This is a genomic window from Alteraurantiacibacter lauratis (assembly GCF_037154155.1).
Lineage (GTDB): Bacteria > Pseudomonadota > Alphaproteobacteria > Sphingomonadales > Sphingomonadaceae > Alteraurantiacibacter > Alteraurantiacibacter lauratis.
Map to the genome: position 1 here is coordinate 73581 of NZ_JBANRN010000014.1, position 26077 is coordinate 99657.

The following is a 26077-nucleotide window of genomic DNA, read 5'->3' on the forward strand; positions in this document are numbered from 1 at the left end:
GCTGTCAGCGTACGCCGCACACCGGATTGAACTGCGCCCGGAGCTCCCGCTCGATCCGCATCCGCGCCGGCTCGTCGCAGTAAAGCGCCGCGACCGCGAGAGTACCGTGGTTGTTGCGCCCCCACTGATCCCGTCGGTCGTGGTTGGCCACACGGTCCTGGATCCAGCCGGCCTCGCCGATGTCGATCACCGTGTAGCGGTCCGCGTCGGTCCGCCGGCTGAGGATCGCATAGACGCCGGAATTGTTGCGAAGGTTGGCCGTGTTGCCGAAGGGGCCCTCGAAGCTGTAGTTGCCGATCGTGATGGACATGCGTAGATTGCCTTTCGTCTAAGACAGTTGGACAAAGGACCTCAGGGTGTTGGCGCACCTTTGAGGCCCGAGATGGAGCCGGGAGCGTTGGCGCGCTTCCGGCTTTTCTTCGCGATCTCCCGCAGAGCCAGGTCGAATAGCCGGCCCCGCGCTACGCGAAGGCGGTCCATCACCTCGATCTCGCGCCGTTCGAGCCGGGCGAGGTCGGCGAGCCTGATCTGGCTTGAGAGGTCGGGAAGCTCGATGTGCAGGGCTTCGAGGGCCTGCCTGGGAATCTGCGGAACATGGGTTCCGACGGCATCTTGGCGCAATGCGCTCTGGGTCGACGCCGCCTCCAGGAAGGCGACGAGGAAGTCGGGATCGATGCCCCTTGCGCGGCGTCGGAGGATATAGAGGGGCGCCGCCGCCACGGCAGGACCTTTGACCTCCTCCACCTTGCCGACCGAGTAGCGATTGCCGCGCGGCTGCAGCACGACGTCGCCCGGCCGCAAAAGTCCCCGTGTCGAACTGGGTGGGGCCGCGATGCGGGCGGCGCCTGCGAGGTCGACCGTGCCGTCGCCGACGAGGTCGCGCGCCTGCACGACGATGCAGGCGCCGTTCTTTTCGCTCTCGATGCGAGTGCGGAACGGAACCCCCGGCAGGATCTCGACGACTTCGGACAGAAGCATTTCTTCACCACGCCAACGCTTGTCTGCAAAGAATATAATCGCTGGCAAGCGGCCCGTCAATCTTGCTGCAGACACGCCGTTGCTGCAAACGTAAAAAGCGCGCAAAAGGTGGGGGCTTGGCGCAGGCGTATGCTGCTAAGTCTTTGATTCATATTTATGTTCTGAGGCCAGCGCTGCCCGCTGCGCCGACCAATCGCCAGGAAACGGCTTGAGGAGTAGTTCGAGCTGCCAGGTTGATGGCTGCCTTCCGTCGAGAATCGCCTCGACGATGTCCGGGGCCAGCAGGGTCAGGCGCAGGACCCGGCACAGGTAGGACTGGTTGATCTTTTCGGCCTCGGCCAGTTCGGTCACCGAGGCGAATCGGCCGCTCTCCATGAGGCGCTTCCAGCGGTGGGCCCGGGCGATCGCCTTGACCATGGTGTTGTCGACGCGCGGGCGGGGCTGGCCCCAACAGGCCCCCTCGGGCATCACCACCTGCTTGCGCCCGCCACGCTTCCGGAGGGTCAGAGGCACACGGACCGTCAGCGTGCGCCCGTCATCGGTGGCGGCGTCGCCGGCTCTCATGCTGCCCTCCGCGGATCGTCGGCCATGCCGCCAAGCTCATGAACCAGACGAGCCAGCCCATCGACGCGGAGGCGGATATCGACGCCTCCCTGTCCGACCTCGACGCGCTCCACGAGGAGCTGGACGATGCGGGCCTGCTCGGCGGGGAACAGCTCGTCCCACAGCGGGTCGAGCCCTTCGAGCGCGTCCCTCACCTCGGCCTCGGACAAACCGTCGATCTCGGGTCGCGCCGACCGCCATGTGCCGACGATCACCTCCGGGGCACGAAGGAGGCCGCGTAGTTGGTCGACCACCGCGCCCTCGATCTCGGCGGCGGGCACGCGTCCCACCGGGCAGGCATCCGCGCCGCGCTTCAGAACCGACTGGCTGACGTAGTAGCGGTAGAGCTTGTCGCCGCGCCGCGTGTGCGTCGGCGTCATGGCGCAGCCGGTCGGCCCGAAGATGAGACCCTTCAGCAGGGCCGGGGTCGCGGCCCGTGTCCGGCCCGCGCGCACCCTCGGGCTCTCGCGCAGGATTCCATGCACCTTGTCCCACAAGGCGCGCGTGATGATAGCTTCGTGCTCTCCGGGATAGGCGGTCCCCTTGTGCACGGCGTCACCGATATAGACCCGGTTGTTGAGCAGCTTGTAGAGGAAGCCCTTGTCCACGAGACGTCCGCGCCGCGTCCGCACGCCTTCGGCCGCGAGTGCCCGGGCCAACGCGGTCGCCGAACCCACCTCGACGAAGCGCTCGAAGATCATCCGGACCGTCGCGGCCTCGGCATCATTGATCACCAGCTTGCGGTCCCGGACCTCGTAGCCGAGCGGCACGAAGCCGCCCATCCACATGCCGCGTTTGCGCGAGGCGGCGATCTTGTCGCGGATGCGCTCGCCGATCACCTCGCGCTCGAACTGGGCGAAGCTGAGCAGGATGTTGAGCGTCAGCCGCCCCATGGACGTCGTGGTGTTGAACGACTGGGTCACGCTGACGAAGGTGACGCCGCCGCGATCGAACACCTCGACCAGCTTGGCGAAATCCATCAGCGAGCGGCTGAGCCGGTCGATCTTGTAGACGACGACCACGTCGATCCGGCCGTCCTCGATGTCGGCAAGCAGGCGCTTCAGCGCCGGCCGGTCCAGAGTCCCGCCCGAGAAGCCGCCGTCATCATAGGGCTCGGGGATGAGCAGCCAGCCTTCGGGCTTCTGGCTGGCGATATACGCTTCGCAGGCTTCGCGCTGGGCATCGAGGCTGTTGAACTCCATCTCCAGCCCTTCTTCCGTCGACTTGCGCGTATAGACCGCGCAGCGCAGCTTGCGGATGGGTTTGGCAGATGCGGGCGATTTCGTCATGCCTGGCCTCGCCGGTTCTTGAGGCCGAAGAAGACCCAGCCGTTCCAGCGCGTGCCGGTGATGGCGCGCGCGATGGCGGAGAGCGAGCGGTAGGGACGCCCCTGCCATTCATAACCGTCGTTCAGCACCGTGACGGTGTGCTCGACGCCCTGCCATTCGCGGATCAGCCGCGTGCCGGCGATCGGCTTGTCGTCGGCGCGGATCCGGCGCAGCACGATGTTGCCGCCGTCGAGTTGCTCGCCCAGAGCTTCGAGGCGCTCGACGGTCGCGGGCTTCAAACCGCCATAGGCCAATTCCTGGATCCGATAGGCGAGCCGGCTTTCGAGGAAACGCCGATTGTAAGGTGGCGCCTCGGTGTCGAAGAGTTCGCGCCACTGCTTCTTGAGGTCGGGCGTCGGCGTGGTCTTCAGTGCGGCCAGCCGGGACAGGATGTTTTCTGTCATGGTCATGCGTCTCCTTTGCAAATTGGAGTTCCATGACCGCTCCGGTCGGGCGGGAAGTGAAGGCAACTTTCTCCGCGGTCGCCAAATACTTGCCTTGACTGGCGTGCCTTGAGCCGAACCAGCCCGCGCGCAAGAATCCTGCAGACCTCCCCGATTCGCTCGTCCGGCGTCATATGCCCGGGGTGGATCGGGTTCGGCATGTCCATCGCAGAGGTCACCTAAGGGATTGGATTCCCTTGGCCTCTACTCACGGTGCGGACGATCCGTCCCAAGATGATGGCTTTTGAATCGACTCCGCCAGGCATTTGCGATAAGAACATAAGACGAACAAATGCGAGGCAATCATGGGCGGCTGAGATGGCTAAGAACCTGAAGAAATTCGTCAATCCCAAGTTCACGCGGACCGTTGATCTTGGCTTGCTGAGTCGCCTGTTCGAGCGCCACCGCGAGGCGCTGAATGGGCTGGACCTTGGGGTCTTCAGGGATGAGGCGGCGCAGGACGATGCTCGAAGCGCCGTCCAGGATTTCTTCGCGGGACCGGAAGAGAACTATCCAGAGGGACTCGTCGCCGACCTGCACCGGATCGCCGAGATCGGCAACGCGGCAGGCCTCGACATCATCCTTCAGCAGGCCGCGCGGCTCGGGATACGCGTGATACCCGAAGCGAAGGGTGACGAGCCGGAGGCTCACCAGGATCCCAAGCACGTCGCCCTGCGCGTCTTCCTCGACCATCCCGATGTCTTCGACGCCGCGTCGGACATGATGGCGCTCATGGCGCGCACGTCGCTCGCTGAGTTCGTGGGCCGCGACGAAGGCGTTGAGGCGATCATGGACGATCGCGCAAAGGCTGAGTTTGAAACCGCGGCCGCCGCGATGTTCGAGCAGGATCTGCGCAGCAATTACTGCCGGGTCGGCTGGTATGACGATGCCGACGAACTCGTCCTGGTGATCGAGCATGGCTCTCCGATCACCACGACCGACGTCCTGCAGAAGGATCATAAGCGCGTGATCAGCTTCCGCGCCGCCGAACACGCGGTGCTGTCCTACAACTCCACGACGGGCCTGTTGAAGATCGGCGGCGTCGCCAAGGCGCGTCGCGGCGACCTCGCGGAACTGTTCGCCGACAAGATCCTGGGCAAGCCCGAATTCTTCGCCGGCGATGACGCGCAGAACCTCTACACGCTCGACCCGGTGCAGCGCGCGGGCTTCGGCTTCGCGTTCAACCATGATTTCGATCCGGGCATCCAGCGGGTCCAGATCACCGAGGTCCAGGTCGACCGCGTCGGCGCCGATCCGAAGACCGGCGAGACACGAAGCTTCTACTCCTATGTTGCGCGCGACGGACGCGACAATGCCCTGGCCAGGCTGGGCGAGATGATGCGGGGCGCTCGTCTCGGGTCGGATTGGCGCCTCAACCACATCGTCATCCGCGTTCATTTCGCGACCGGCGGCAAGTCGGCGAGGAGGGTGACCGTCAAGCTCAAGCCGCCGGCCCAAGCCATGTTCAAGCGTCAGCAGTTCGAGGACCGGATCATGACGCTCCTTCGCCGCAACGGACTGCTCAATGACCGAGACGCTGCCCAGGCTGCTGTTGCGGCTGAGTGAGGCGGGCGATCCCGCAATTCTTTGGGGCCGACAGGCTGCGCCTCATGCCGGGCGTGATTTCGAGCGACTGCTCGATCGGGGCGTCCTGGTCGAGCAGGCGCCCGCAACGGAGTGGGATGTGTGCCCAGCCTGTGATTGCGGTCTCGACGCGCGGCCCATCCATCAGGTCAACGGGCGACACATCGCGGTTTGTCCGACGGACCTGCGCAACGACGTCGTTCTCGGCGCTGACGATTTGCGGAGCTTTCGGATTCATCCCTCCGCGCTGGTCCGCGAAATCGCCATGGCGTCCGGGTTCGGAGGCACGCCGGCGCCGGTGGCGGCAGGCGTCTGGCATCTGGGGGAGACGTCGGACCAGCGGGCGCTGTTCCTCGCACTGTCGCGGGATGCAGTGCTTCAACCGGGAATGATCGGCCTGATGCGTTCGGCCGCCCGGTCGTCGCCCATCATAGTGATCGCGCCCGCGATGGCGGCGGACGAACTCGCCCGCTTCGTCGAAGCTGCGATCTCCGTCATGTCGATTGACGGTTGTCTGGGCAGGAACGCGACGGGCTTCGCGATCGACCTTTCGAAGCTGGAATCCGCTGCGACTTTCGAGCCGCGTCTGGTCATTTTCCGTCAGAGCCAGCGGGTGATCCTGGATGGCATCGAGATGCACATCCCGCAGCAGCCGTTCAAGCTTCTCGTGATTCTGGCCGAGGCTGTGGGAACTCGGAAAGGCCATTTGACCCCGCAGGAAATCGAGGCCGAGAACAGCGGCCGCAGCGCTGGCGACCTGATCCGTGACCTGAGAAATGCACTTCACGACGATCAGAAGACGCTGATCAGGACCCGCCAAAGCCCGACCCGCTATTTCCTGGGGCTGGCTGCTGGAGAGTTTGATCTGCGGCCATAGGGCAGCTGGCCCGCGTCTCGGCCCGTCTTCCCATTCTCGCCCATCCCAAACCCATCCCGCTCCCACCTGACGGATCGGCGGCTTCGGCAGGCTTGAGGCCATCAACAGCGATGACCCGAGGCCATACCGATGCATTCTTCGATTTCCCGAGACGACCTTCAAATCCTTCTCAATGAGGCGGACATCGCCGCCCGCCGCCTCGTCCGCGGGCTGCGGCTTGCCCCTGCCGAGCTCGACGATGTCCGCCAGGACCTGCTCGTTGATCTGATCGCCCGGCTTCCCGCCTACGACGCAGATCGCGGCACGCTCGGCGCCTTCGCCGGCGCCATCCTCGCCAATCGGGCGACGCGCATCGCCAACAAGGTGAAGCGGGAGCGCCGGATGTATGGCACGACGTCGATCTCGCTCGATGAGGTCATTCCCGAGAGCGACGGGCTGACCCGTGGCGACCTCGTCGCCGAAGCCGACGGGCTGTCGGCGCTCTTCGGCCAGCCCGTCGATGCATTCGCCGCCGCCGAGGAGCGTATCGATGTCGAGCGCGGTCTCGGTTCGCTCGAACCCGCCGATGGCGCTCTGTGCGCAGCCCTTTCCCGCACCAGCGTCGAGCGCCTTGCCGCGAGCGGGCATGGCGCCCGCAGCAGCATCTACCGCCGCATCAAGGACATCCGCCTCGCCCTGACGGCCGTCGGCATCCGGGCCGCGTGAGACGGTTCGGCGAGCGCATGAGTAGAGCCCATCATGAACGTCATTGCATCCAGATTCCCCGCTGTCCGGATTCCGCTCACCGAGATCGATCTCTGCGGCTGGGTCGGTCAGGCAGCCCCCGGCGACATCCTCGAATATCACCGCGGCTTCCTCGCCCTCGACACCATGTCGCAGGGCACGCGGCTTGCCGAGCGGGAGCGGGCGGAACTCGCGCGTGTCGCGCGCCGCGCCTGGTGGGCGGCCGAATGCGGACTGATCCATCTCGTGCAGCGTCGCCATCGGACCAACGATTACAGCTATCTCGCCATTGCTCGCCCGAAGCCCCGGCGGACCGCGGTTTCCCTGTCCTCGCTCCTGCTGGCGGAGGCGGCGTGATGGTACCGGCTCGCAGCAACCGCCCCAGCCTCGACGACATCCGCACCATGCCGGTCGGCGAGATCGCAAAGCTTCCGGCGGAGCATCTGGCGCTGCTCCAGGAAGATGCCGACGCGGCCCTGGATGCCGCCAAGCGGCTCAAGGAGTGGCTCGAAGGCGCGATCGCGCTTCGCTATGCCGACGCGGCAGCCGCCAGACGCAGGGCCGCAGGCAAGGACACCGGCCTGGTTCGTTTCGCGGACGGCGCCGTGATGGTCGCTGCCGATCTCCCGAAAAAGGTCGACTGGGACCAATCGCTGCTCGCCGCGCTCGTCGAGCGCATCCGCGCGAGCGGGGAGAACCCGGCCGACTACGTCGACATCGGCTTCAAGGTCCCCGAGCGCAAATACACCGCCTGGCCCGCCGCCATCCGCGAGGCATTCGCCTCCGCCCGCACGGTCCGGACCGCCAAGCCGACCTTCCGTCTCACCATCACGAACGAGGATGCCCGATGACCAGCTCTGCTGCCCTGACCGAGATCCGCAAGCGCCACTACGCGCTTGAAGCGCTGCCCGACACCATCGTCATTCCCGTGCTAGGCGAGATCCGCCGCGAGCAGGTGGTCAAGCCGATCGAGGACGCCACGCTCGACGATATCGCCTTCGCCTTGCTGGGTGTCGAGGCCGAGTTCAGCGCCGTCGGTGACCGCCTGCACGCTCTGCGCAAACTCTATGGTCTCGCCCGGCAGGCGGGCGCGCGCGGGAGTGAGTGCGCGCTCGATGTCGCGACACGCGACGCTGGAGTCCGCTGATGGCGCTGCGTATCGTCAGCGCCGACGAACGGCTGTCCGCCGCCGGCGCCAAGACCACCATGGCGATCTTCGGCCCGAGCGGCGTCGGCAAGACATCCTTGCTGAAATCGTTGCCGCCTGCCGAGACCCTCTGCATCGACCTCGAGGCAGGCATGAAGTCGGTCCAGGACTGGCCCGGCGACAGCATCCCGGTGCGCACCTTCGCCGACGCCCTCGACATCGGCTGCCTTGTCGGTGGGGTCAACCCATCGGCCGATCCGAGCGGCTTCTTCTCCGAGGCGCATTACCAGCATCTCAGGGAAAGCTATCCCGAGCTCGTTCAGATGATTGCGGGCAAGCGCATCATCTTCGTCGACTCGATCACGGACCTTACGCGCCAGGCCATGGCCTGGGCGAAGACCCGGCCCGAGGCTTTCTCCGACAGGACCGGCAAACCCGACACCCGCGGCGCCTATGGCCTGCTCGCCCGCGAAGTCATCGGCCTGCTCAAGCATCTGCAGCACGCCCCCGGAAAGACCGTGATCTTCGTCGGCATCCTCGAACGTGTCACCGACGAGTTCAACCGCACGACCTGGCAGCCGCAGATGGAAGGCGGCAAGGCCGGCCGTGAGCTTCCCGGCATCGTCGATCAGGTCATCACCATGAGCCTGTTCGCGCGCGACGGGGACGGCTGGCGACATGAGCCCGAGCGCGGCGAAGACCGCCGCCTCGTCTGCCGCGCCGGCAATCCCTTCGGCCTGCCGGCGAAGGATCGCAGCGGCCGTCTCGATGTCACCGAGCCGCCCGACCTCGGCGCGCTGCTCTCCAAGATCAACGCAACCCGGAAAGGATGACGAGCCATGAGCTTCGACATGAACGACGCCGAGCCGCAGAAGAGCGGCGAACTGATCCCCGACGGCACCTTCGCCAAGATCACCATGACCATCCGGCCGGGCGGCACCGACGGCCAGAGCGAGATCGACCGGGGGCTGCTCAAGGCCTCGAACGCGCCCGGCAGCGACGTGCTGATGGTGGATGCCGAGTTCACCGTCGCGGAGGGCCCTCACGTCCGACGCAAGTTCTGGCAGATGTTCACCGTCTCCGGCGGCAAGGTCGACGAGCAGGGTGTCTCGATCGGCTGGAAGATCTCCAAGGGCAGCTTCCGCGCGATGATCGACAGCGCGCTCGGGCTCGATCCGCAGGACATGAGCGAGGCGGCGAAGGCGAAGCGGATCCTGCGCGGTCTGGCCGACCTCAACGGCATCACCTTCGTCGCCAAGATCAAGGTCGAGCCCAGCGACGACCCGCGCTACGGCGACAGCAACAAGCTCGACCGTGTGGTTCTGCCGAGCGAGCCGGAATGGCGGAAGGTGATGGACGGCGAGGTCCTGGCGCCGAGCCCCAGCACCCGCGCGCGGCCGAAGGCTGCATCACCCGCATCGCCCGCAGCTCCGGCCTGGGGGCAGCCCGCCGCATCGCCGCCCGCGAGCGCTGCCCCGGCCTGGAGCCGGTCGGCACAGCCGGGCACGGCTCCGGCAACGGCCCCGGCAGCCGCATCTGCAGCGACGCCGGCCCCGAGTGGCCCGGCCTGGCTCAACACCTGACCATCATGACGGCCGATGAGTGGCAGGCGCACGTCACGCGCGAGGCAGCGAAGGCGATGGGACAATGGCTCGAAGGACGCGGAAGGCTTCACCAGCCCATCGCCGCTCTCACGCTCCCCGAACTGGAAGCCATGGCGGCGAACGCGATCGCGCGGTTCATCGTCCTGGCCTCACACCGGATCAAGGATCAGCCGGACGACGCAGAGGACCTGACCCGGCTCTTGCTCGGGTAGCCGTCTGCGCCGTCTGCGGACGCGAGGCGCGGGGCTTCGGCTACGTCCACCGGCTGCAGTGGGACCAATTTCCGCACCACCGCTTCTGCTCGATGCGCTGCCTCGACGCCGGTTCGGCCCTCGCGAACAGGAACAACGGGATGATCGACAAGACCGACATGGAGACCCGAGCGATCAAGGAGGCGCGCCGATTTCTCGCCGAGACGCTCACCGAGCTCGACCTGATGGCGCCGTTCTATGACCGGAAGCCGGAAGAGATCGACCGCATCATCGAGGCCTGCGTTGACGGGTTTCAGGAGTCGATGCAGCGCCAGGCAGCCGCCCGCGACCCGCTCGACGATCCGATTCCCTTTTGAGGTGGCGCATGGGAATCGATCTCAACCACGGCTCCGGCTTTATCTATCGCCGCGTCGGCCACGCGATCAGCGTGTCCGATCGGGTCAATGCCCTGATCGATGCGGCGCTCGTCGCACGCAATTGCCGGCAGGCGCCGCGCAATTATCTCGGAGGCAGTCGGATCGGCGAGCCCTGCGCCCGCAAGCTCGTCTACGAGGTGACCCATACGCCCAAGGATGAGGGACGGGATTTCGACGGCGCGATCCTGCGCATCTTCGACGCCGGCCACCAGTTCGAGACGCTCTCCATCTGCTGGCTGCGCGGCGCGGGCTTCGACCTTCGCACCGAGCGCGCGGACGGCGGACAATTCGGGTTCGAGACGGCGGGCGGGAGACTGCGCGGCCACATCGACGGCGTGATCGTCGCCGGTCCCGATGTTGGTCTGCACTGGCCCGTGCTCTGGGAGCACAAGGCGCTCAACGCCAAATCCTGGAACGACCTGGTCAAGCGTGGCTTGCGCGCCTCCAAGCCGGTCTACTACGCACAGGTCCAGCTCTACATGGGCTATCTGGAGCTGGAGACCGCCCTCGTCACGGCGCTCAACAAGGACACCGAGGCGCTCCACCACGAGGTGGTCGCGTTCGATCCGCCCTGCGCGCAGGCGCTGTCTGACAAGGCCGTGGATATCCTGCGCGCCGCGACAGCCGGCGAACTTCCACCGCGTATCGCCACAGCCCAGGACTTCTATCTCTGCCGCATGTGCTCCTATGCGCGGCGCTGCTGGGAGGGCGAGCGATGAGCTTCATCCCTTCTGCGCAGCAGGCGGCGGCAATCGCCGCGATCGAGGACTGGTTTCGGCACGGCACGCGCAATCAGCAGGTGTTCCGCCTGTTCGGTTACGCAGGAACGGGCAAGACCACCATCACACGGCATGCAATCGGCGAGCTCGGTCTTGAACCGATGGATCGCACGGGCGGCTCGGGCGGCGTGCTCTATGCCGCCTTCACCGGCAAGGCGGCCCTGGTGATGACCCGGAAGGGAACGCCAGCCTCGACGATCCACAGCCTGATCTACAAGGTCTCCGAGGCGACGCCGGAGGAAATCGAGCGCGTCACCCGCGAGTTGGAGACGCTGCGCAAAGGCGTGCGCAGTATGGGACCGGCCGAGCGCTCCTTCGCCGAGACCCGGATCCGTCAACTCGCGCTCCGGCTCGCCGACATCCATCAGCCTCGTTTCATTCTGAACGAGCAGTCGCTGGTCCGCGACGCCGACCTGATCGTGCTCGACGAGGTCTCCATGGTCGGCGCCGAAATGGCGAGCGATCTGCTTGCTTTCGGCAAGCCGATCCTGGTGCTCGGCGACCCCGGCCAGTTGCCGCCGATCAAGGGCGACGGCGCCTTCACCGACGCCGATCCCGACGTGATGCTGACCGATATCCATCGCCAGGCGGAGACCAGCGCGATCATCCGACTTGCGACGCTCGCGCGGCAGAGCATGCCCATTCCCTACGGCGAGCACGACGACTTCGTCTGGAAGATGCGGCGCTCCGACATCGGCCCGCATCAATTCCTCAAGGGCGGTCAGGTGATCTGCGGCCGCAACGCGACGCGGCTCTTTCTGAATACCGCCATGAAGCAGGCGGCCGGCTTTCCGGACGCTTACCCGCGCGGGCGCGGTGAGAAGATCATCTGCCTCAAGAACCGGCACGATCTCGGTCTCGTCAATGGCATGTTCCTGGACCTTTCGGACATCCGCGACGAAAGCCCGCTCGCCTTCAGCGCGACGGTGCGCACCGAGGACGGGACGAGCGTTCCCGGCCGCCAATGGTTCTACAAGGGGCATTTCGACGACCACGTCACCTATGACGCCGAGCGCCTGCGCCGCGATTGGCGTGACATGCGGGGGCTTGTCGAGAGCGTCTGGGGCTACGCCATTACCTGCCACAAGGCTCAAGGGTCGCAGTGGGAGAACGTGATCGTCTACGACGACGGCCTCGGGCGGACCGCCGAGGACCGCGCCCGCTGGCTCTACACCGCCATCACGCGCGCGGAGCAAGGGCTGGTGATCCTTGATTGACTTCAACGACATCGCGCCCGCCAGAACGCCTGCGGTCCATTACGATCTCGACGCCATCGTGGCTGGCCTGCGTGACAGGACCGACGCCTGGGTGCCGCAGCATTTCCCGAACGGTCGGCGCAACGGCGACGAATGGCGTCTCGCCAACATCAATGGCGCGGCGCCGCGAAAGAACGGCTCCTGCGTGATCACGCTCCGAGGTGAGCACGCCGGCGACTGGATCGACTTCGACGGCGGCCGGGGCGGCGGACCGCTGAGCACGCTGGAACAGGCGACCGGTCTCAAGGGCCGCGACCTCTTTGCCTATGCCGCCGATCTGGTCGGATGGTCGGCCGCGGCGCCAGCGCGTCGCGAACCCTCGGCGGTCTCCGCGAAACCGGAGAAAGATCCTGCCCGAGAAATCGAGATCATCCTCTCCCGGGCCATCCCGATCGCCGACACACCGGGCGAGGCCTATCTGCGCGCACGAGGACTCACGGTCCCGACACCGTCCGACCTCCTGTTCCATCCGGACCTCGCGCACTGGGAAAGCAGGACCGGGTTCCCGGCCATCGTCGGCCTGGTTCGCGACTGTGCCGGCAGCGTGGTTGCCCTGCACCGCATCTATCTGCGCCCGGACGGGGCGGCGAAAGCCGAGGTCGAAAAGCCGAAGAAGATGCTGGGCCGGGTCGGCGGCGGCGCCGTGCGCCTGGCGCCGATCGGCGACAACGCTGTCCTTGGTCTCAGCGAAGGCATCGAAACGGCGCTCGCCGTGATGACGGCCTGCCCGGGCATGGCGGTATGGGCAACACTCTCGGCCACCAATCTCGAACAGGTCGTCCTGCCGCCAGAGGCCCGGCGTGTCGTTCTGCTCGCCGACCACGATGCGTCGGGAGCGGGCCTTCGTGCAGCCGAAGCGGCGGCGCGACGTCTCCGCGCCGAAGGCCGCAGCGTCGCCATCGCCCTGCCGCGAGCGGAAGGCGATGACTTCAACGACGTCCTGCTGCGCGACGGCGCGGACGCGGTCCGCCAGATCGTCGACGCGGCCGAGCCGTGTGCAGTGGCGGACGCCGCCGATGCAGATGACGGTGGCCGAAACCGTCCGATCGGCTTCGTCGAGCCGCAGGGCCGCCTGCCGCAACTGCGCGCCGATGAGGGTGATCTCGCCCGGGCTCATGCACGCAGCTGGGGTTTGCTTCTTGCCTCGAACAGGACGCCCTGGCTCTTTCGCAGCGGCGGCATGCCGACATGGGCCGTGCATGACGATGACGGCCTGCCCATGGCCCGGCCCGTCACGGAAGAGCGCCTGCGCCACATGCTGGCCAAGCTCGCCGATTGGCGGCGTCTGGCGCGAAACGGCGATCTCGTCCCCGCGCATCCGCCGACGCCGCTCATCAAGTCACTGCTGGCGACACCCGATCCCGGCCTGCCGGTCCTGGCGGGGATCGTCACCACGCCGGTCTTCGGCCGCAATGGCGCGCTCCTGACCGAGCCCGGCTATCACCCCGATGCGCGGCTGCTCTACCAGCCGACACCAGGCTTTGCCGTGCCGCAGGTGCCGGAGCGCCCGTCGCCGGCGCAGATCGCGGCCGCGCGCAGTCTCATCGTCGACGACATGTTGGGCGAATTCCCCTTCACCGGCGAAGCGGAGCGGGCGCATGCCGTTGCCCTGATGCTGCTCGGCTTTCTTCGCGCCATGATCGACGCGCCGACGCCGCTCCACCTGATCGAGAAGCCGACGCCCGGCACCGGCGCGACCCTGATGGTCGACGCGATCGCGACCGTGCTCACCGGCGTCAGCGCCTCCGTCATGACCGAGGGCCGCGACGATGAAGAGTGGCGCAAGCGGCTGACCGCCAAGCTGCGGCAGATCCCCTCGATCGTGCTCATCGACAATCTGCGCCAACCGCTCGACTCCTCCGCGCTCGCCGCAGCGCTCACCGCGCCCTTCTGGGAGGACCGCATTCTCGGTGCGTCCGAGATGACGCGACTGCCGATCCGCTGTGTCTGGATCGCGACCGGCAACAATCCCGAGTTCTCCAACGAGATGGCGCGCCGCATCGTGCGCATCCGCCTCGATGCCCGCGTCGATCAACCCTGGCGGCGCGATGGGTTTCGACACCCCGATCTCATGAGTTGGGTTCGTGCCAACCGGCCACGTCTGGTCGCGGCCTGCCTCACCCTGTGCCGGGCCTGGATTGCCGCCGGCAGGCCACGGGGCGCGCGCATGATCGGCAGCTACGAGAGCTGGTCGCGCATCATGGGCGGCGTCCTCGAAGTCGCCGGGATCGAAGGGTTTCTCGCCAATCTCGACGAGATGCTCGCTGCTGCCGATGGTGAGGGCGCGATCTGGCGCAGTTTCATCGGCGCCTGGTGGGACCGCTTCGGGACGGCGGAGGTCGGCACCGGTGATCTCTACGAGGTGGCGTTGGCCTGCGAGCCCCCGCTGCCGCTGGGCACCGGAGGCGACCGATCGCAGCGCACGCGGCTCGGCAAGGCGCTCGCCCGCATGCGGGACCGGGTCTTTGATATCGACGGCCGCAAGATGCGCGTGCGCACGCTGGGCATTTCCCATCAGGCCAAGCGCTGGCAGCTCACGATCGAGGGGGAACGTGGGGAACGTTTTCCGCAAGGTGTCGCAGGACCGAGCGGGGAACGTTGTGGCGAAGAGGGGAACGTCGATAACCAACGTTCCCCGGCACAACCCATTGCAACCAAAGGCTCAGGGGAACGTGGGGAACATGGGGAACGTTTTTCGACACCAACGCATGCGCGCGGCTGCGCCCACGCGATGGAGGATGGGGAAAAACGTTCCCCACCTTCGTCACCTTCCCCAAACGCTTGTTCTTCAGCGGCTTATGCCGGGGAACATGCGGGGGAACATCCCTCACCACGTTCCCCGAACGGCAGGGCGCCGGACTGGCTCAAGGAGGTGCTCTGATGGGCATGCTCCGTCAACTCGGCCGTCTTCAGGCGGCAGCGACCGGTCCGCCGCGCTGGGTCTTCGCTCCGGAACCCGACCCTTGCCCGCGCGCCTTGGAGATAATCGTGATCTCGACCATTGAAACCGGCCCCACCGAAGCGGGGGCCATCGCATTCCGTCCGCATCCGGCTCATGCGCACCGCGCCATTCTCAGCCTCGATCTCGGCACCACAACCGGCTGGGCCTTGCGCAGCTTTGACGGCCTGATCACGAGCGGCACGGCTTCCTTCCGGCCGAGCCGATATGACGGAGGCGGCCTGCGCTACCTGCGCTTCCGAAGCTGGCTGGATCAGATCGCCGCCGATGCCGACGGTCTTGCGGCGATCTATTTCGAGGAGGTTCGCCGCCACATCGGCACCGACGCTGCCCATCTCTATGGCGGCTTCCTGGCGACGCTTACCGCCTGGTGTGAGCAGCGGACAATTGCCTATCAGGGCGTTCCCGTCGGCACGATCAAGCGGCACGTCGCCGCCAAGGGCAACGCCGACAAGGCCGCCGTCATGGCCGCCGTTCGCGCCCGGGGTTTCTCGCCCGCGGACGACAATGAAGCGGATGCGATCGCACTCCTGCTCTGGGCCATCGAGACCGATGGAGGCGTGCGATGAGTGGGGAGACGATGCTCAGGCATGCCGCGTCGGTCGTTGCCGAGCGCCGCAAGATATATGGCGATCCGGCCGCCGCGATGGCCGTGGTCGCCAGACGCTGGTCGATCACGCTCGGCCGGCCCATCACGCCAGCGGAGGTCGTGCTCTGCCTCATCGATCTGAAGCTGGCGCGGCTCGGACACGATCCTAAGCATCAGGATTCGATCCTCGACATCGCCGGCTATGCAGCGGTGCTTCAGGAGGTCGGACGATGAGATGGCTGCCCAAAGGATATGGCGGCGAACGCCGGTCGGCCGAAGAGGTCAAGCGGGAGGGCTGGCGCGAGCAGGGCCTCCTCGTCGTCAGTCCCACCGATCCGCGCCTCACCTGGCCCGAGCGAGAACTGGTTCGCCAGCTCGGCGAGAAGCTCTATGGCGGACGGCGCCAGCCGACGGAGCAACGGCATGGCTGATTGGACTCGCGAACAGGTCGAGGAGCGGCTGATCGAAGCTGCCGATGTCATGAAGCGCCTCCCCGAGGTTCGGGTGCAGGGCTATTTCTCGGTGTGGCCGAAGATCGTTCACGAGTTTGCTGACCTCGTCGGTCAGGAGCCGCCGCGCATGAAGCGTCCGCCGCCCTTGCCCGACGCCATCAGCCGGATGGAGGCGACGCTGCCCTGGCTCAGATGGCTGGAGCCCGACGATGCCCGGCTTGTCTGGACGCGCGCGGAGGGCACGCCGTGGAAGCCGATCTGCTGGCGCTTTGGGATCTCCCGCGCCACCGCGTGCCGCCGCTGGGAGTACGGCCTCAGCGTCATCACCTGGAAGCTCAACGGACAGAAAGTGCCGGCGAAACGTTCGCGCGCCTTCCTCGTCGACCGCGTGCGCTCGTCAAGTTCATTTTGATGCGTGAGACAATTTTCGCTGAGACATTTCCCGGCGAGACACAGATCGGCGATTTGGGTTAGTTCTCGGGTATGCTCGGGCGAGCCGCGCGTGGGCGCGGTTTCGAGATCTTCCGCACCCGAAAGAACACGCGGTCAGGCGGCGTTGCGAGGAGCGACCTCCTGCTCGATCTTGCGCCGCGTGGTGCGGTCGGCAACATCGAGATCGTAGCGGGCCTGCAGATTGATCCAGAACTCCGGCGATGTGCCGAAATAGCGCGCGAGGCGCATGGCCGTGTCGGTCGTGATCGCGCGACGCCCAAGCACGATATCGTTGACCCGCGAGCGTGGCGCCTTGATCGCGTTGGCGAGTTCGTAGGCGCTCATCCCCAACGGAGTCAGGAACTCATCACGCAGGATTTCTCCCGGATGGACTGGCGGCAGACGACGGCCCGTCGTCACCTCCGAGAAATCGACGATGCGCCTGTCGAGATCCTCACGCTTGATGGTCATGGTCATCACTCCTCAGTGGTAGTCGACAATCTCGACCTCCCACGCCTCGTTGTCGCGCCAGACAAAACAGATCCGCCACTGGTCGTTGACGCGGATGCTGTGTTGACCCTGCCGGTCACCGTGCAGCGCTTCCAGGCGATTGCCGGGCGGCACCCGCAGATCGTCCAGCAGTGTGGCTGCATCGATCGCCAGCAGCTTGGCGCGAGCCCGCCGCTGGATTTGCTGCGGCAGGTCGCGGACGGCGCAGCCAGCGAAGATCGCCGCTGTGCGTTTGTCGGCAAAGCTCTTGATCACGGCAAAGCGTAACGCAAAACGGGACGTCCTGTCAAGCGGGACGCTCCGTCTTACGGTACGGCGTTAATATCAACGAACTCAGAGAGATAGCGGTTCCTCCCTGGCCGAAATCGTATGCTGGCGGCAATGGCGCAACGCTTTCCCAGTGACGGCGCCGAAATAGGCCATTTCGTTTCGCCCGCATCCTTGGCCTCGCGAATTCAGACACTTGGGCGTCTGCGTGCCTCGGCTATGGCGAAGCCGCCGGTCGGGGGCGTTTCGTTTCGAGCGCATAGGCGAAGCGGCACTGGTTTCGCCGGCACAGCGCGTCGGCTGGTTTCGCGACCGCCGGATCAGATCCTTCACCCATCGCACCGGACCGACCATGGACGTCGTCGAAACGCCGATCGACAAGCTCGTGCCCTATGCGCGCAACCCGCGGCGCAATGAGGAGGCCGTCGCCACGGTCGCCGCCTCGCTGGCCGAGTTCGGCTGGCGTCAGCCGATCGTCGTCGACGAGGACATGGTGATCATCGTCGGCCACACCCGCTACGAGGCGGCCAAGCGGCTCGGCATGACGAGCGTGCCGGTGCATGTCGCCCATGGCCTGACGCCGGCGCAGCTGCGCGCCTACCGGCTGATGGACAACCGCTCGCATCAGAATGCGAGCTGGGATGACGAGCTGCTCAAGCTCGAACTGGCCGATCTGAAGCTCGACGAGTTCGACCTGTCGCTGACCGGCTTCGAGGACGATGAACTGGCCCGTCTCCTGGCCGAGGCGCCCGTCGAGGGGCTGGTGGACGAAGACGAGGTTCCTGAGCCGCCCGCCACGCCCGTCACCCGCCGCGGCGATCTCTGGATGCTCGGGGACCACCGCCTGCTCTGCGGAGACTCGACTTCGGCCGAGGACGTCACCCGCCTGATGAACGGCGAACGCGCCGCACTGTTTGCGACCGACCCGCCCTATCTCGTCGACTATGACGGCACCAACCATCCGACGAAGAAGAACGCGTCCGTCCGCGCCAAGAAGATCGCGAACGAGGACCGGTCCGACGACTACATCGAGCAGAAGCACTGGGACGATTCTTCACAGGGGCCGCAATTCTACGAGGCCTTCATGCAGGTCGCCATCGACTGCGCCATCAAGGAGGACGCGGCCTGGTATTGCTGGCATGCCTCGCGGCGCCAGGCGATGCTGGAAGCCTGCTGGTCGAAGTTCGATGTGCTGCATCACCAGCAGATCATCTGGGCCAAGAGCCGTCCGGTGCTCACGCGCTCGATCATGCTGTGGGCGCACGAGCCGTGCCTGTTCGGCTGGCGCTCGGGCAACAAGCCGCGCGTCAATCGCGAAGGATTCGAGAACTGGCCGACGACGGTGTGGTCCATCCCGTCGAGCGAGATCGAGACGCGCGAACACCCGACCTCGAAACCGGTGCGCGTGTTCACGCTGCCGATGGAGCTGCACACCGTGCCGGGCGAAATCTGCTACGAGCCGTTCTCGGGCTCGGGCTCGCAGCTCATCGCGGGCGAGAGGACGGGCCGGCGCGTCTACGGCCTCGAACTCTCCGAGATCTTTTGTGACGTGATCGTCAAGCGCTGGCAGGCCTTCACGGGGAAATCGGCAAGGCTGGACGGCGAGAATCGCAGCTTCGACGAGGTGAAGACCGAGCGCATCGGCGCTCGTGACAGCGATCAGGACGCCGCATGAAGCAGTCGCGCCGAATGTCCTTGATCGAGGCGTTGAGCAATGTCGCGATCGGTTACGGCGTGGCCGTGCTGACCCAGATCGCGGTCTTCCCGTTGTTCGCTCTGCAGGTGTCCCTGGGCGACAATCTGTTGATCGGCGCTCTGTTCACGCTGGTATCCGTGGCGCGTAGCTATGCCGTACGGCGCATCTTCGAACGGATGCGCGCGTGGTCTGCATAAGCGAAACGCCGCCGCCCATGGCGGGCAGCGGCGGCTCAGTGAGGATGGCGTTTCAACTGGCAGTCGTCCCGAGCAGCTTCGCCCTGAAGTCGGCGCCCACCGGCCGGCTCTCGCCCACGGTGCGACCGGCGCGGAGCGCGCCGGCACGGCCGACAAAATAGTAGCCGACCTGCTCGCCGGTTTCCCGGCGCGTTCGCGTGAGGACCGTGTAGCGGGTCGAGCGTGCATCAGCGATGATCGCTTCGCCTCGGTGCTGCAGGGCGGCGACGAGACGGTCGTGGATGGTGATCCTCGCCATAGCCTCAGCCCTCCCGGCTGAGGCGGTAGACCCGACCGCGTCCGTCGACCTTCTCGGAGGTCACATCGAGCCCGAGCTTCTTCTTGAGCGCCCCGGCGATGGCGCCGCGCACAGTATGCGGTTGCCAGCCGAATGCGGCAGCGATTTCGGCGATGGTTGCTCCGTCGGCGCCCTGCAGCATGGCGATCAGCTGGGCCTGCTTGCTGCCTTCGCGGGCATTTGGCTTCGATGGCGTCTTGACGGCAGCATGATCGCTTTGCGTCGATTCCGCAGCGTCACGCGAGGCCTCCGGCTCGATGCCGATGGCGGCGAGCCCGTGCTCGGTGATCGCGAGTGTGACGCCGTGGCCGTCGCCGGTCTCGCGCCAGATGTGTTCGCCGATGCGCGTGTCGGCATCGATCTCTTCGAGCAGGCCCTGCTTGATGAGCGAGGCGATCACTTTCTGCGCTGCGCCGCCCTTGAGGTTCTTCGGGAGCGGTAGAGCCAGCATGTTCGCGCGCTGCGCGGCGGCGCTGAGGACGATCATCTGTGTGTCGGAGAGTTTGGTCATGGGGCAATCCTTCTTCAGGAGAGGCGCGCGACCATCGCGGGCCTTCTACTGCCCCGAGCCCCGAGGGCGAGCCCATCGGGGCGAAGGCGGGAAGTGGCGCGTCTAATCGGCGTGCTCGCCCTCCTTGAAGGCGGCGTCGGTGATGCGCTTCAGGAGTTCGGCGTAGTGGCTGAGCGTTCCGACGTGGCCCCAGTTGATCTCGTCGGGTCTGGTGTCGAAATGGTCGTCGCTCAGGACCTTGATGCGCTCCAGCATCGCGTCGATCTCCGCCTTCTTGGCGATGAAAGCGTCGAGGGCGGAAGCGGTGTTTCGGGACTTGGTCATGGCGGTCTCCAACGCTTGATGGTGACCCCATACAGGCTCTGATCGGCAACCTCATCAAGTCAATAAGTGCATCATTTCATTGCTTTTTCGAGCCGACGATGGGGCTCCTGACATGACCTGATCTTGCCCGGGAGCGGCCCCCGTTCATGGCGACCAATACCCAACCCATCGCGGTCATCGCCCGGCTCCTGGACCTGACCGAAAGGCGGGTCCAGCAGCTGGCGCGCGACGGGATCATCCCGGCGTCAGCTCGCACCGGCCCCGAACGCGGACGCTACGATCTCGTCGGCACGGTGCGCGGCTATGTGCGTTACCTGCGCGAGCTGGCGACGCGGTCGCAGACGGGCGCCGCCGATTTCGGTGTCGAGCGCGCCCGGCTGATCAAGGCCAAGGCCGATCTCGCCGAAATGGACGCAGCTGTCCGGCGCGGCGACCTCTTGCCGGCCGCTCAGGTCGAGGAGGCGTGGATCGCCGTGCTGGCCCGTCTGCGCGCGCGCCTGCTGGTCCTGCCCGACAGGCTGGCGCCGCTCGTCCACGAGGAGATTACCATTGCCGGCACGCGCGCGCAGATCCGCGACGCGATCACCGAAGCGCTCGCGGAACTCGCCAGCCTCCCGGCCATCGCCGTTGATGCTGAAGGGGCCGGCGCGGCTGGCGCAGGCGACGCGCAAGGCGCTGACGATCCTGGCGCCGCCGCCGACCCTGACGATCAGTGAGTGGGCCGACGCCAGGCGCCGCCTGAGTTCCGAAGCCAGCGCCGAGCCCGGCCGCTGGCGTACGGAGCGGGCCATCTACCAGCGCGGCATCATGGACGCGATCTCCGATCCGGCGGTCGAAAGCGTCGTCGTTATGTCGTCGAGCCAGACCGGCAAGACGGAGGTGCTGCTCAACACCGTTGCATTCCACATCGACCAGGACCCGGCGCCGGTGATGGTGGTGATGCCGACGGAACGGGATGCCGAGACCTGGTCGAAGGACCGCTTCTCGCCTATGGCGCGCGATACGCCCTGTCTGCATGGGCGAATCTCGGATCCGAAGTCGCGGGACGGGTCGAACAAGATCCTGCACAAGAAGTTTCCCGGCGGGCATCTGACCATCGTCGGCGCCAATGCGCCTTCGGGCCTGGCCAGCCGGCCGATCCGCATCCTTCTGTGCGACGAGGTCGACCGCTATCCGTTCAGCGCCGGCGCCGAGGGCGATCCGGTCAATCTGGCGAAGAAGCGCACCGTCACCTTCTGGAACCGCAAGATCGTGCTGGTCTCGACGCCGACCATCCGTGGCGCGAGCCGGATCGAGACCGCCTATGCCGAAAGCGACAGGCGCCGCTTCTTCGTGCCGTGCCCGGAATGCGGCGAGCATCAGACGCTGGTCTGGGAGCAGGTTCGCTGGGACCGCGAGGCGGACGGCGCCCACCGGCCGGAGACCGCGCGATACCAATGCCGCCATTGCGGCGCGCATTGGAGCGACGCCGAGCGCTGGGCCGCCGTGCGCAGGGGCGAATGGCGGGCCGAGGCCCCGTTCGACGGCATCGCCGGCTTTCACCTGAACGAGGTCTACTCCTCCTGGGTCCGTCTGGAAGCCATGGTGCGCACCTTTCTGTCAGCGAAGGATCACGGCGACGAGGCGATGAAGACCTTCGTCAACACCTCGCTGGGGGAGACCTGGGTCGAGACGGGCGAGGCGCCGGACTGGCAGCGGCTCTACGATCGCAGGGAGAGCTGGCCAGCCGGCACAGTGCCGATGGGCGGCTTGTTTCTCACCGCCGGCGCCGACGTCCAGAAGGACCGGATCGAGGTCGACGTCTGGGCCTGGGGGCGCGGGCTGGAGAGCTGGCTCGTCGACCACATTGTCATCGAGGGCGGCCCCGAACATGCCGCCGCATGGTCCGCGTTGGACGGTCTCTTGGGCCGCAACTGGCCGCACGCCTCGGGGACGGCGATGGGCCTGTCGCGCCTCGCGATCGACACCGGCTTCGAGGCGCCTTCGGTCTACGGCTGGGCCCGGCGCGCCGGCTTCGCGCAGGTGGCGCCGGTCAAGGGTGTCGAGGGTTTCAATCGGGCGAGCCCGGTCTCCGGGCCGACCTTTGTCGATGCGACAGCCGGCGGCAAGCGACTGCGGCGCGGCGCGCGGCTGTGGTCGGTCGCGGTCTCGACTTTCAAGGCCGAGACCTATCGCTACCTCCGGCTCGGACGGCCGACCGACGAGGAGCGTGCCGGAGGCGCGCGCTTTCCCGCAGGGACCATCCACCTGCCGGCTTGGGCCGACAGCGAGTGGTGCAAGCAGTTCGTCGCCGAGCAGCTGGTGACGGTGAAGACCAGGCGCGGGTTTCAGCGGCTCGAATGGCAGAAGCTGCGCGAACGCAACGAGGCGCTGGATTGCCGGGTCTATGCCCGTGCCGCCGCCTGGATCGCCGGCGCCGACCGCTGGGGCGAGGAGAAATGGCGCGATCTCGAACGCCAGGTCGGCTCGCTCGATCCGAGCAACACAGCGGCGCCAGAGACGACGGCCTCTGACCCCGGCGCGCCAGAGATCGCCTCCGCGGGACTGGTGCGACGAGCGCCTGCCCGGCGCGGCCGACGGGTGTTCACGCCCAGCTATCTGAGTTGAGACCGAGACCATGACGCTTGAGGACATGATCGCGCGCCGCGATGCGCTGCTCGCCGCCCGATGGCGCGGCGTGCGCACCGTCGAGGTCGAGGGGCGCCGCATCACCTATGCGAGCGATGCCGAAATGGCGGCCGCCCTCGGCGACCTCGAACGGCGGATCGCCGAGGAGCAAACCGGCGCGCGCCGTCGCATCGTTCGCACGACGGCAAGCAAGGGGCTCTGACTCGTGCTGGAATCGATCACACGGTGGCGCCGCCGCATCGGCGCTCTGGTGGGCGGCTTTGAAGCGGGACAGGCAAGCCGAAGGCTGCGGCACTTCCAACCGAGCCGGGCGCATCTCAACACGCTGATCGCCGCCGCCGGCGCCGACATCACCGCGCGCGCCCGATGGCTGGTCCGGAACAACGGCTATGCGGCGAACGCCATCGAGAGTTGGGCCGGCAATGTGGTGGGCGACGGCATCAAGCCGTCGTCCCTGATCGCCGATGCCGAACTCAAGGCGCGCGTGCAGCGCCTCTGGCTCGACTGGACCGACGACAGCGACGCCGAGGGGTTCACCGATTTCTATGGCCAGCAGCGGCGCGCCGCGCGCGAGGTATTCATCGCCGGCGAAGTGTTCTTCCGCTTCCGTCCGCGCCGGCCCGAGGACGGGCTCATGGTGCCGCTGCAGCTGCAGATGATCCCCTCCGAGATGCTGCCGCTCAGCCGCAACGAGCAGCTTCCCGGCGGCAATGTCGTCCGTCAGGGCATCGAGTTCGACCGGATCGGCAGGCGCGTCGCCTACCACTTCCTGCGCCGCCATCCGGGTGACGTGACCGATCCAGGGCTCGCCGGCGAGACCGTGCGGGTGCCGGCGGCCGAGGTCATCCACGTGATCGATCCGGTCGATGCTGGGCAGTTGCGCGGGATTTCCCGCTTTGCGCCGGGCATCGTGAAGCTGTTCCTGCTCGATCAGTACGACGATGCCGAGCTCGACCGGAAGAAGGTCGCGGCGATGCATGCGCTCTTCATCACCACGCCGGCGCCGGCGGAGCCCTTCGACATTGCCGAGAGTGACGAAGGTGGCGAAAGAACGATGGACCTGCAGCCCGGCCAGATCGTCATGCTGGAGCCGGGCGAGGAAGTGCAGACCTCGGCGCCTGCCGATGTCGGCCAGACCTACGAGCCGTTCCAGTACCGCACGTTGCTGCAGGTCTCGGCGGCGCTCGGCATCCCGTATGCGTATCTGTCGAATGACATGCTGAAGGCAAACTACTCGAACTCGCGGCTCGCGCTCCTCGAGTTCCGCCGCCGCATCGAGGCCTACCAGCACTCGGTCATGGTCTGGCAAATCTGTCGACGGGTCTGGGCGCGATGGCTCGATACGGCGGTCATGGCGGGCGCGATTGCCTTGCCCGATTACGAACAGCAGAGGCGCGTTTATCTCGGCTGTTCCTGGCTGCCGCCCAAATGGGACTGGGTCGATCCGCTGAAGGACGCCCGCGCCGAGATCGAACAGATCGAGGCCGGGCTGAAGAGCCGGACGCAGGCGCTCGCCGAGCGCGGCTATGACGCCGATCAGGTCGATGCCGAGATTGCTGCGGACCGTGCGCGAGAGCGTCAGCTTGGCCTCTCCTTCGGCAGCGCATCCTCCGACCCCACGCTGCTGAACGATGCTCAGGCAGCACCAGCGGACAACCAGGCGAAAGTCGCCGCCGACTGAGGTTTCCATGACGCGATTGAATCCGCTGCTCACCCGGCTCGGCGGCCGGCCCTTGGCGATCGCCCCGCGGGCGCTCGACGGCCTGCTCGCCGCCGGCCCAATGCTCGATACACGGCCGGCCATGCTTCCGGCCCGCGATGCGCCGCCGGTGGCGAGCCATTCCGTTACCGGTCCCGGCATCGCCGTGGTGCCGATCCTCGGACCGTTGGTGACGCGTGGCGACTGGCTCACCAGTCTTCTGGGCGCCAGCGACTATGGCGAGATCGCCTCCGCCGTGGAAGCCGCGCTGGCCGATCCTTCTGTGCGGGCCGTGTTGTTGGAGATCGACTCGCCGGGCGGCGAGGTCGGCGGTCTCTTCGACCTGGTCGATCGCCTCGTGTCGTTGCGCGAAGCCGCGCAGAAGCCGCTCTGGGCTGTCGCGAGCGAAAGCGCGCTGTCGGCTGCCTTTGCCATCGCCAGCGTGGCGGACCGCCTCTACGTCACCCGGACGGCGGAGGTCGGATCCATCGGCGTCGTGGCCATCCATGTCGACGAGAGCGTCGCCGACGTCATGGCTGGCCTCAAATGGACGCTCGTTCACGCGGGCGATCGCAAGATCGAGGGCAATGCCCACGAGCCGCTCTCGGATGCCGCGTTGTTGGCGATCCAGGCGGATGTCGACGCGCTCCATGCCGACCTCGTCACCCTGGTGGCGCGCAATCGGAACATGAGTCCCGACGCCGTGCGCGCCACCGAAGCCGCGATCTATCGGGGTCAGCGCGGCATAGACGCCAGCCTGGCCGACAAGCTCGGCACTGTCGATCTCGCTCTTGTGGATCTCGCCCGGGCGCTGGACCCGCCACGCCTCATCATGGGCGCATCGCAACGCGCCCGCGCTCATCAACCTTCAAGGAGAAAGACCGCAATGACAGTAGAATCCGACCTCAACCCGGCTGCCGAAGACGCGGCTGTCGAGGAGACGAACGCGTCCGATCCGGAAACTCTCGGAACGCCGCAACCAGCGGCGCCCGCCGCGCCGCCGGAGGCGACGGAGGCGCAGACGGATCAAACGGCCGAGCGGCTGCGCGCCGAATATGCGGAGATCGCCGCCATCGCCGCCCAAGGCGCCCGGCTGGGGGTCGCCATCGACGCCGCCGACGCCATGGCGAAAGGGGTGGCGCCGCACGCGCTGCGAAGCTCCATCCTCGATGCCCTCGCGGCACGCGCCGAGGCGAGCTCTGTGGTCGCCGTGGGGCCGTCACCGGCCGGCTCGCCGGCCTCGAACGGCGGCGAAAGCCCCATTGTGCGTCGTGCGCGTGAGCGCGCCTCGGCCAACCGCAGCTGACGACAAGGAGGATCATCATGACCGTTCTCACCATGTCGCCGACCCTCGGCGACCTGCTCAAATACGAGCTCAACGCGAGCTACTGCCGCGAGGCTGTGACCCTCAAGGCTGGCACGAACTACGCGCTCGGATCCGTCCTCGGCCGGATCACCGCTTCGGGCAAGTACCGGCTCTCGCCGGCGGCCCAGGTTGTCGGTGACGAGGGCGCGGAAGTCGCAAG

General features: G+C 66.8%; 35 protein-coding genes. 25 read left to right on the forward strand and 10 right to left on the reverse strand.

Features of this window, described 5'->3' with window-relative positions:
- Positions 1 to 4: 4 nt before the first annotated feature.
- From WFP39_RS12830 to WFP39_RS12850, 5 genes are all read right to left on the reverse strand, one after another.
- Complete coding sequence (locus WFP39_RS12830; protein WP_336920128.1) at positions 5 to 310, reverse strand: hypothetical protein; 306 nt, start codon at positions 308 to 310, stop codon at positions 5 to 7.
- Between the two features lie 41 nt (positions 311 to 351).
- Positions 352 to 978 carry a restriction endonuclease subunit S domain-containing protein gene (locus WFP39_RS12835; RefSeq protein ID WP_336920130.1) on the reverse strand — a complete coding sequence of 209 codons (627 nt, stop codon included), beginning with the start codon at positions 976 to 978 and terminating at the stop codon, positions 352 to 354.
- Between the two features lie 135 nt (positions 979 to 1113).
- The gene (locus tag WFP39_RS12840; RefSeq protein ID WP_336920132.1) at positions 1114 to 1542 is read right to left on the reverse strand and encodes a hypothetical protein; all 429 of its coding nucleotides are present in this window, start codon (positions 1540 to 1542) and stop codon (positions 1114 to 1116) included.
- Positions 1539 to 2870, reverse strand: a complete 1332-nt coding sequence (locus WFP39_RS12845; protein WP_336920134.1) for a recombinase family protein — start codon at positions 2868 to 2870, stop codon at positions 1539 to 1541. Before WFP39_RS12845 ends, WFP39_RS12840 begins: the two co-directional genes overlap by 4 nt.
- Positions 2867 to 3319 carry a DUF2924 domain-containing protein gene (locus WFP39_RS12850; RefSeq protein WP_027444209.1) on the reverse strand — a complete coding sequence of 151 codons (453 nt, stop codon included), beginning with the start codon at positions 3317 to 3319 and terminating at the stop codon, positions 2867 to 2869. The genes WFP39_RS12845 and WFP39_RS12850 overlap by 4 nt, the downstream gene beginning before the upstream one ends.
- 351 nt (positions 3320 to 3670) lie before the next feature.
- Here WFP39_RS12850 and WFP39_RS12855 point away from each other — a divergent pair, with 351 nt between their 5' ends.
- The 17 genes from WFP39_RS12855 (at position 3671) to WFP39_RS12935 (ending at position 16362) form a co-directional block, all read left to right on the forward strand.
- On the forward strand, positions 3671 to 4918 hold the full coding sequence (locus tag WFP39_RS12855) for a hypothetical protein (RefSeq protein ID WP_336920142.1): 1248 nt from the start codon (positions 3671 to 3673) through the stop codon (positions 4916 to 4918).
- Positions 4878 to 5813, forward strand: coding sequence for a hypothetical protein (locus tag WFP39_RS12860; RefSeq protein WP_336920144.1), 936 nt, complete (start codon positions 4878 to 4880; stop codon positions 5811 to 5813). Before WFP39_RS12855 ends, WFP39_RS12860 begins: the two co-directional genes overlap by 41 nt.
- Positions 5814 to 5942: 129 nt before the next feature.
- Positions 5943 to 6518, forward strand: a complete 576-nt coding sequence (locus WFP39_RS12865; protein WP_336920146.1) for a hypothetical protein — start codon at positions 5943 to 5945, stop codon at positions 6516 to 6518.
- Between the two features lie 33 nt (positions 6519 to 6551).
- Positions 6552 to 6893 (forward strand): hypothetical protein, encoded by a 342-nt coding sequence (locus WFP39_RS12870; protein ID WP_336920147.1) that lies wholly within the window; start codon positions 6552 to 6554, stop codon positions 6891 to 6893.
- Positions 6893 to 7387: a hypothetical protein gene (locus WFP39_RS12875; protein WP_336920149.1), complete on the forward strand. Its 495-nt coding sequence runs from the start codon at positions 6893 to 6895 to the stop codon at positions 7385 to 7387. Before WFP39_RS12870 ends, WFP39_RS12875 begins: the two co-directional genes overlap by 1 nt.
- Entirely contained in the window at positions 7384 to 7683 is a 300-nt protein-coding gene (locus WFP39_RS12880; protein ID WP_336920150.1) for a hypothetical protein, read from the forward strand. The genes WFP39_RS12875 and WFP39_RS12880 overlap by 4 nt, the downstream gene beginning before the upstream one ends.
- Positions 7683 to 8516 carry an ATP-binding protein gene (locus tag WFP39_RS12885; RefSeq protein ID WP_336920151.1) on the forward strand — a complete coding sequence of 278 codons (834 nt, stop codon included), beginning with the start codon at positions 7683 to 7685 and terminating at the stop codon, positions 8514 to 8516. The genes WFP39_RS12880 and WFP39_RS12885 overlap by 1 nt, the downstream gene beginning before the upstream one ends.
- Before the next feature lie 6 nt (positions 8517 to 8522).
- Positions 8523 to 9266, forward strand: coding sequence for a hypothetical protein (locus tag WFP39_RS12890; protein WP_336920152.1), 744 nt, complete (start codon positions 8523 to 8525; stop codon positions 9264 to 9266).
- A gap of 5 nt (positions 9267 to 9271) precedes the next feature.
- Positions 9272 to 9499 (forward strand): hypothetical protein, encoded by a 228-nt coding sequence (locus WFP39_RS12895; RefSeq protein ID WP_027444218.1) that lies wholly within the window; start codon positions 9272 to 9274, stop codon positions 9497 to 9499.
- Between the two features lie 140 nt (positions 9500 to 9639).
- Positions 9640 to 9855: a DUF6511 domain-containing protein gene (locus tag WFP39_RS12900; RefSeq protein ID WP_206771947.1), complete on the forward strand. Its 216-nt coding sequence runs from the start codon at positions 9640 to 9642 to the stop codon at positions 9853 to 9855.
- A gap of 8 nt (positions 9856 to 9863) precedes the next feature.
- Positions 9864 to 10634 (forward strand): hypothetical protein, encoded by a 771-nt coding sequence (locus WFP39_RS12905; protein ID WP_336920157.1) that lies wholly within the window; start codon positions 9864 to 9866, stop codon positions 10632 to 10634.
- Positions 10631 to 11911: an ATP-dependent DNA helicase gene (locus WFP39_RS12910; RefSeq protein ID WP_336920159.1), complete on the forward strand. Its 1281-nt coding sequence runs from the start codon at positions 10631 to 10633 to the stop codon at positions 11909 to 11911. The genes WFP39_RS12905 and WFP39_RS12910 overlap by 4 nt, the downstream gene beginning before the upstream one ends.
- Complete coding sequence (locus WFP39_RS12915; RefSeq protein WP_336920161.1) at positions 11904 to 14831, forward strand: DUF7146 domain-containing protein; 2928 nt, start codon at positions 11904 to 11906, stop codon at positions 14829 to 14831. The genes WFP39_RS12910 and WFP39_RS12915 overlap by 8 nt, the downstream gene beginning before the upstream one ends.
- The gene (locus WFP39_RS12920) at positions 14831 to 15478 is read left to right on the forward strand and encodes a hypothetical protein (RefSeq protein ID WP_336920163.1); all 648 of its coding nucleotides are present in this window, start codon (positions 14831 to 14833) and stop codon (positions 15476 to 15478) included. The genes WFP39_RS12915 and WFP39_RS12920 overlap by 1 nt, the downstream gene beginning before the upstream one ends.
- Entirely contained in the window at positions 15475 to 15732 is a 258-nt protein-coding gene (locus tag WFP39_RS12925; RefSeq protein ID WP_186395544.1) for a DUF6378 domain-containing protein, read from the forward strand. The genes WFP39_RS12920 and WFP39_RS12925 overlap by 4 nt, the downstream gene beginning before the upstream one ends.
- Positions 15729 to 15929 carry a hypothetical protein gene (locus WFP39_RS12930; RefSeq protein ID WP_063185802.1) on the forward strand — a complete coding sequence of 67 codons (201 nt, stop codon included), beginning with the start codon at positions 15729 to 15731 and terminating at the stop codon, positions 15927 to 15929. The genes WFP39_RS12925 and WFP39_RS12930 overlap by 4 nt, the downstream gene beginning before the upstream one ends.
- The gene (locus WFP39_RS12935; protein WP_336920165.1) at positions 15922 to 16362 is read left to right on the forward strand and encodes a DUF6362 family protein; all 441 of its coding nucleotides are present in this window, start codon (positions 15922 to 15924) and stop codon (positions 16360 to 16362) included. Before WFP39_RS12930 ends, WFP39_RS12935 begins: the two co-directional genes overlap by 8 nt.
- A 134-nt stretch (positions 16363 to 16496) precedes the next feature.
- Here the strand turns inward: WFP39_RS12935 and WFP39_RS12940 are convergent, their stop codons facing one another.
- Both WFP39_RS12940 and WFP39_RS12945 read right to left on the reverse strand, forming a co-directional pair.
- Positions 16497 to 16859, reverse strand: coding sequence for a HigA family addiction module antitoxin (locus WFP39_RS12940; protein WP_336920166.1), 363 nt, complete (start codon positions 16857 to 16859; stop codon positions 16497 to 16499).
- Positions 16860 to 16865: 6 nt separating this feature from the next.
- Positions 16866 to 17147 (reverse strand): type II toxin-antitoxin system RelE/ParE family toxin, encoded by a 282-nt coding sequence (locus WFP39_RS12945; protein ID WP_336920167.1) that lies wholly within the window; start codon positions 17145 to 17147, stop codon positions 16866 to 16868.
- A gap of 364 nt (positions 17148 to 17511) precedes the next feature.
- On the opposite strand from WFP39_RS12945, the gene WFP39_RS12950 reads away from it, so the two are divergent.
- A complete protein-coding gene (locus WFP39_RS12950; protein ID WP_336920169.1) occupies positions 17512 to 18834 on the forward strand; it encodes a DNA modification methylase in 1323 nt (440 codons plus the stop codon).
- Complete coding sequence (locus tag WFP39_RS12955) at positions 18831 to 19052, forward strand: DUF7220 family protein (RefSeq protein WP_336920170.1); 222 nt, start codon at positions 18831 to 18833, stop codon at positions 19050 to 19052. The genes WFP39_RS12950 and WFP39_RS12955 overlap by 4 nt, the downstream gene beginning before the upstream one ends.
- Positions 19053 to 19104: 52 nt before the next feature.
- On the opposite strand, the gene WFP39_RS12960 is transcribed toward WFP39_RS12955, so the two are convergent.
- The 3 genes from WFP39_RS12960 to WFP39_RS12970 all read right to left on the reverse strand — a co-directional run bounded on the left by WFP39_RS12960 (position 19105) and on the right by WFP39_RS12970 (position 20224).
- Positions 19105 to 19350: a hypothetical protein gene (locus WFP39_RS12960; RefSeq protein ID WP_336920171.1), complete on the reverse strand. Its 246-nt coding sequence runs from the start codon at positions 19348 to 19350 to the stop codon at positions 19105 to 19107.
- Between the two features lie 4 nt (positions 19351 to 19354).
- Positions 19355 to 19900 carry a DUF3489 domain-containing protein gene (locus WFP39_RS12965; protein WP_336920172.1) on the reverse strand — a complete coding sequence of 182 codons (546 nt, stop codon included), beginning with the start codon at positions 19898 to 19900 and terminating at the stop codon, positions 19355 to 19357.
- A gap of 102 nt (positions 19901 to 20002) precedes the next feature.
- Positions 20003 to 20224, reverse strand: coding sequence for a hypothetical protein (locus WFP39_RS12970; RefSeq protein ID WP_336920173.1), 222 nt, complete (start codon positions 20222 to 20224; stop codon positions 20003 to 20005).
- 146 nt (positions 20225 to 20370) lie between these two features.
- Here WFP39_RS12970 and WFP39_RS12975 point away from each other — a divergent pair, with 146 nt between their 5' ends.
- The 6 genes from WFP39_RS12975 to WFP39_RS13000 form a co-directional block, all read left to right on the forward strand.
- On the forward strand, positions 20371 to 20940 hold the full coding sequence (locus tag WFP39_RS12975) for a hypothetical protein (protein WP_336920174.1): 570 nt from the start codon (positions 20371 to 20373) through the stop codon (positions 20938 to 20940).
- Positions 20855 to 22831: a phage terminase large subunit family protein gene (locus WFP39_RS12980; protein ID WP_336920176.1), complete on the forward strand. Its 1977-nt coding sequence runs from the start codon at positions 20855 to 20857 to the stop codon at positions 22829 to 22831. The genes WFP39_RS12975 and WFP39_RS12980 overlap by 86 nt, the downstream gene beginning before the upstream one ends.
- A 10-nt stretch (positions 22832 to 22841) precedes the next feature.
- Complete coding sequence (locus WFP39_RS12985) at positions 22842 to 23054, forward strand: phage head-tail joining protein (RefSeq protein WP_041375667.1); 213 nt, start codon at positions 22842 to 22844, stop codon at positions 23052 to 23054.
- 3 nt (positions 23055 to 23057) lie between these two features.
- Positions 23058 to 24533: a phage portal protein gene (locus WFP39_RS12990; protein WP_336920179.1), complete on the forward strand. Its 1476-nt coding sequence runs from the start codon at positions 23058 to 23060 to the stop codon at positions 24531 to 24533.
- A gap of 7 nt (positions 24534 to 24540) precedes the next feature.
- On the forward strand, positions 24541 to 25857 hold the full coding sequence (locus tag WFP39_RS12995; RefSeq protein ID WP_336920180.1) for a S49 family peptidase: 1317 nt from the start codon (positions 24541 to 24543) through the stop codon (positions 25855 to 25857).
- 17 nt (positions 25858 to 25874) lie between these two features.
- Positions 25875 to 26077, forward strand: a 203-nt coding sequence (locus tag WFP39_RS13000) for a head decoration protein (RefSeq protein ID WP_336920181.1), incomplete at its 3' end; no start/stop codon positions are given.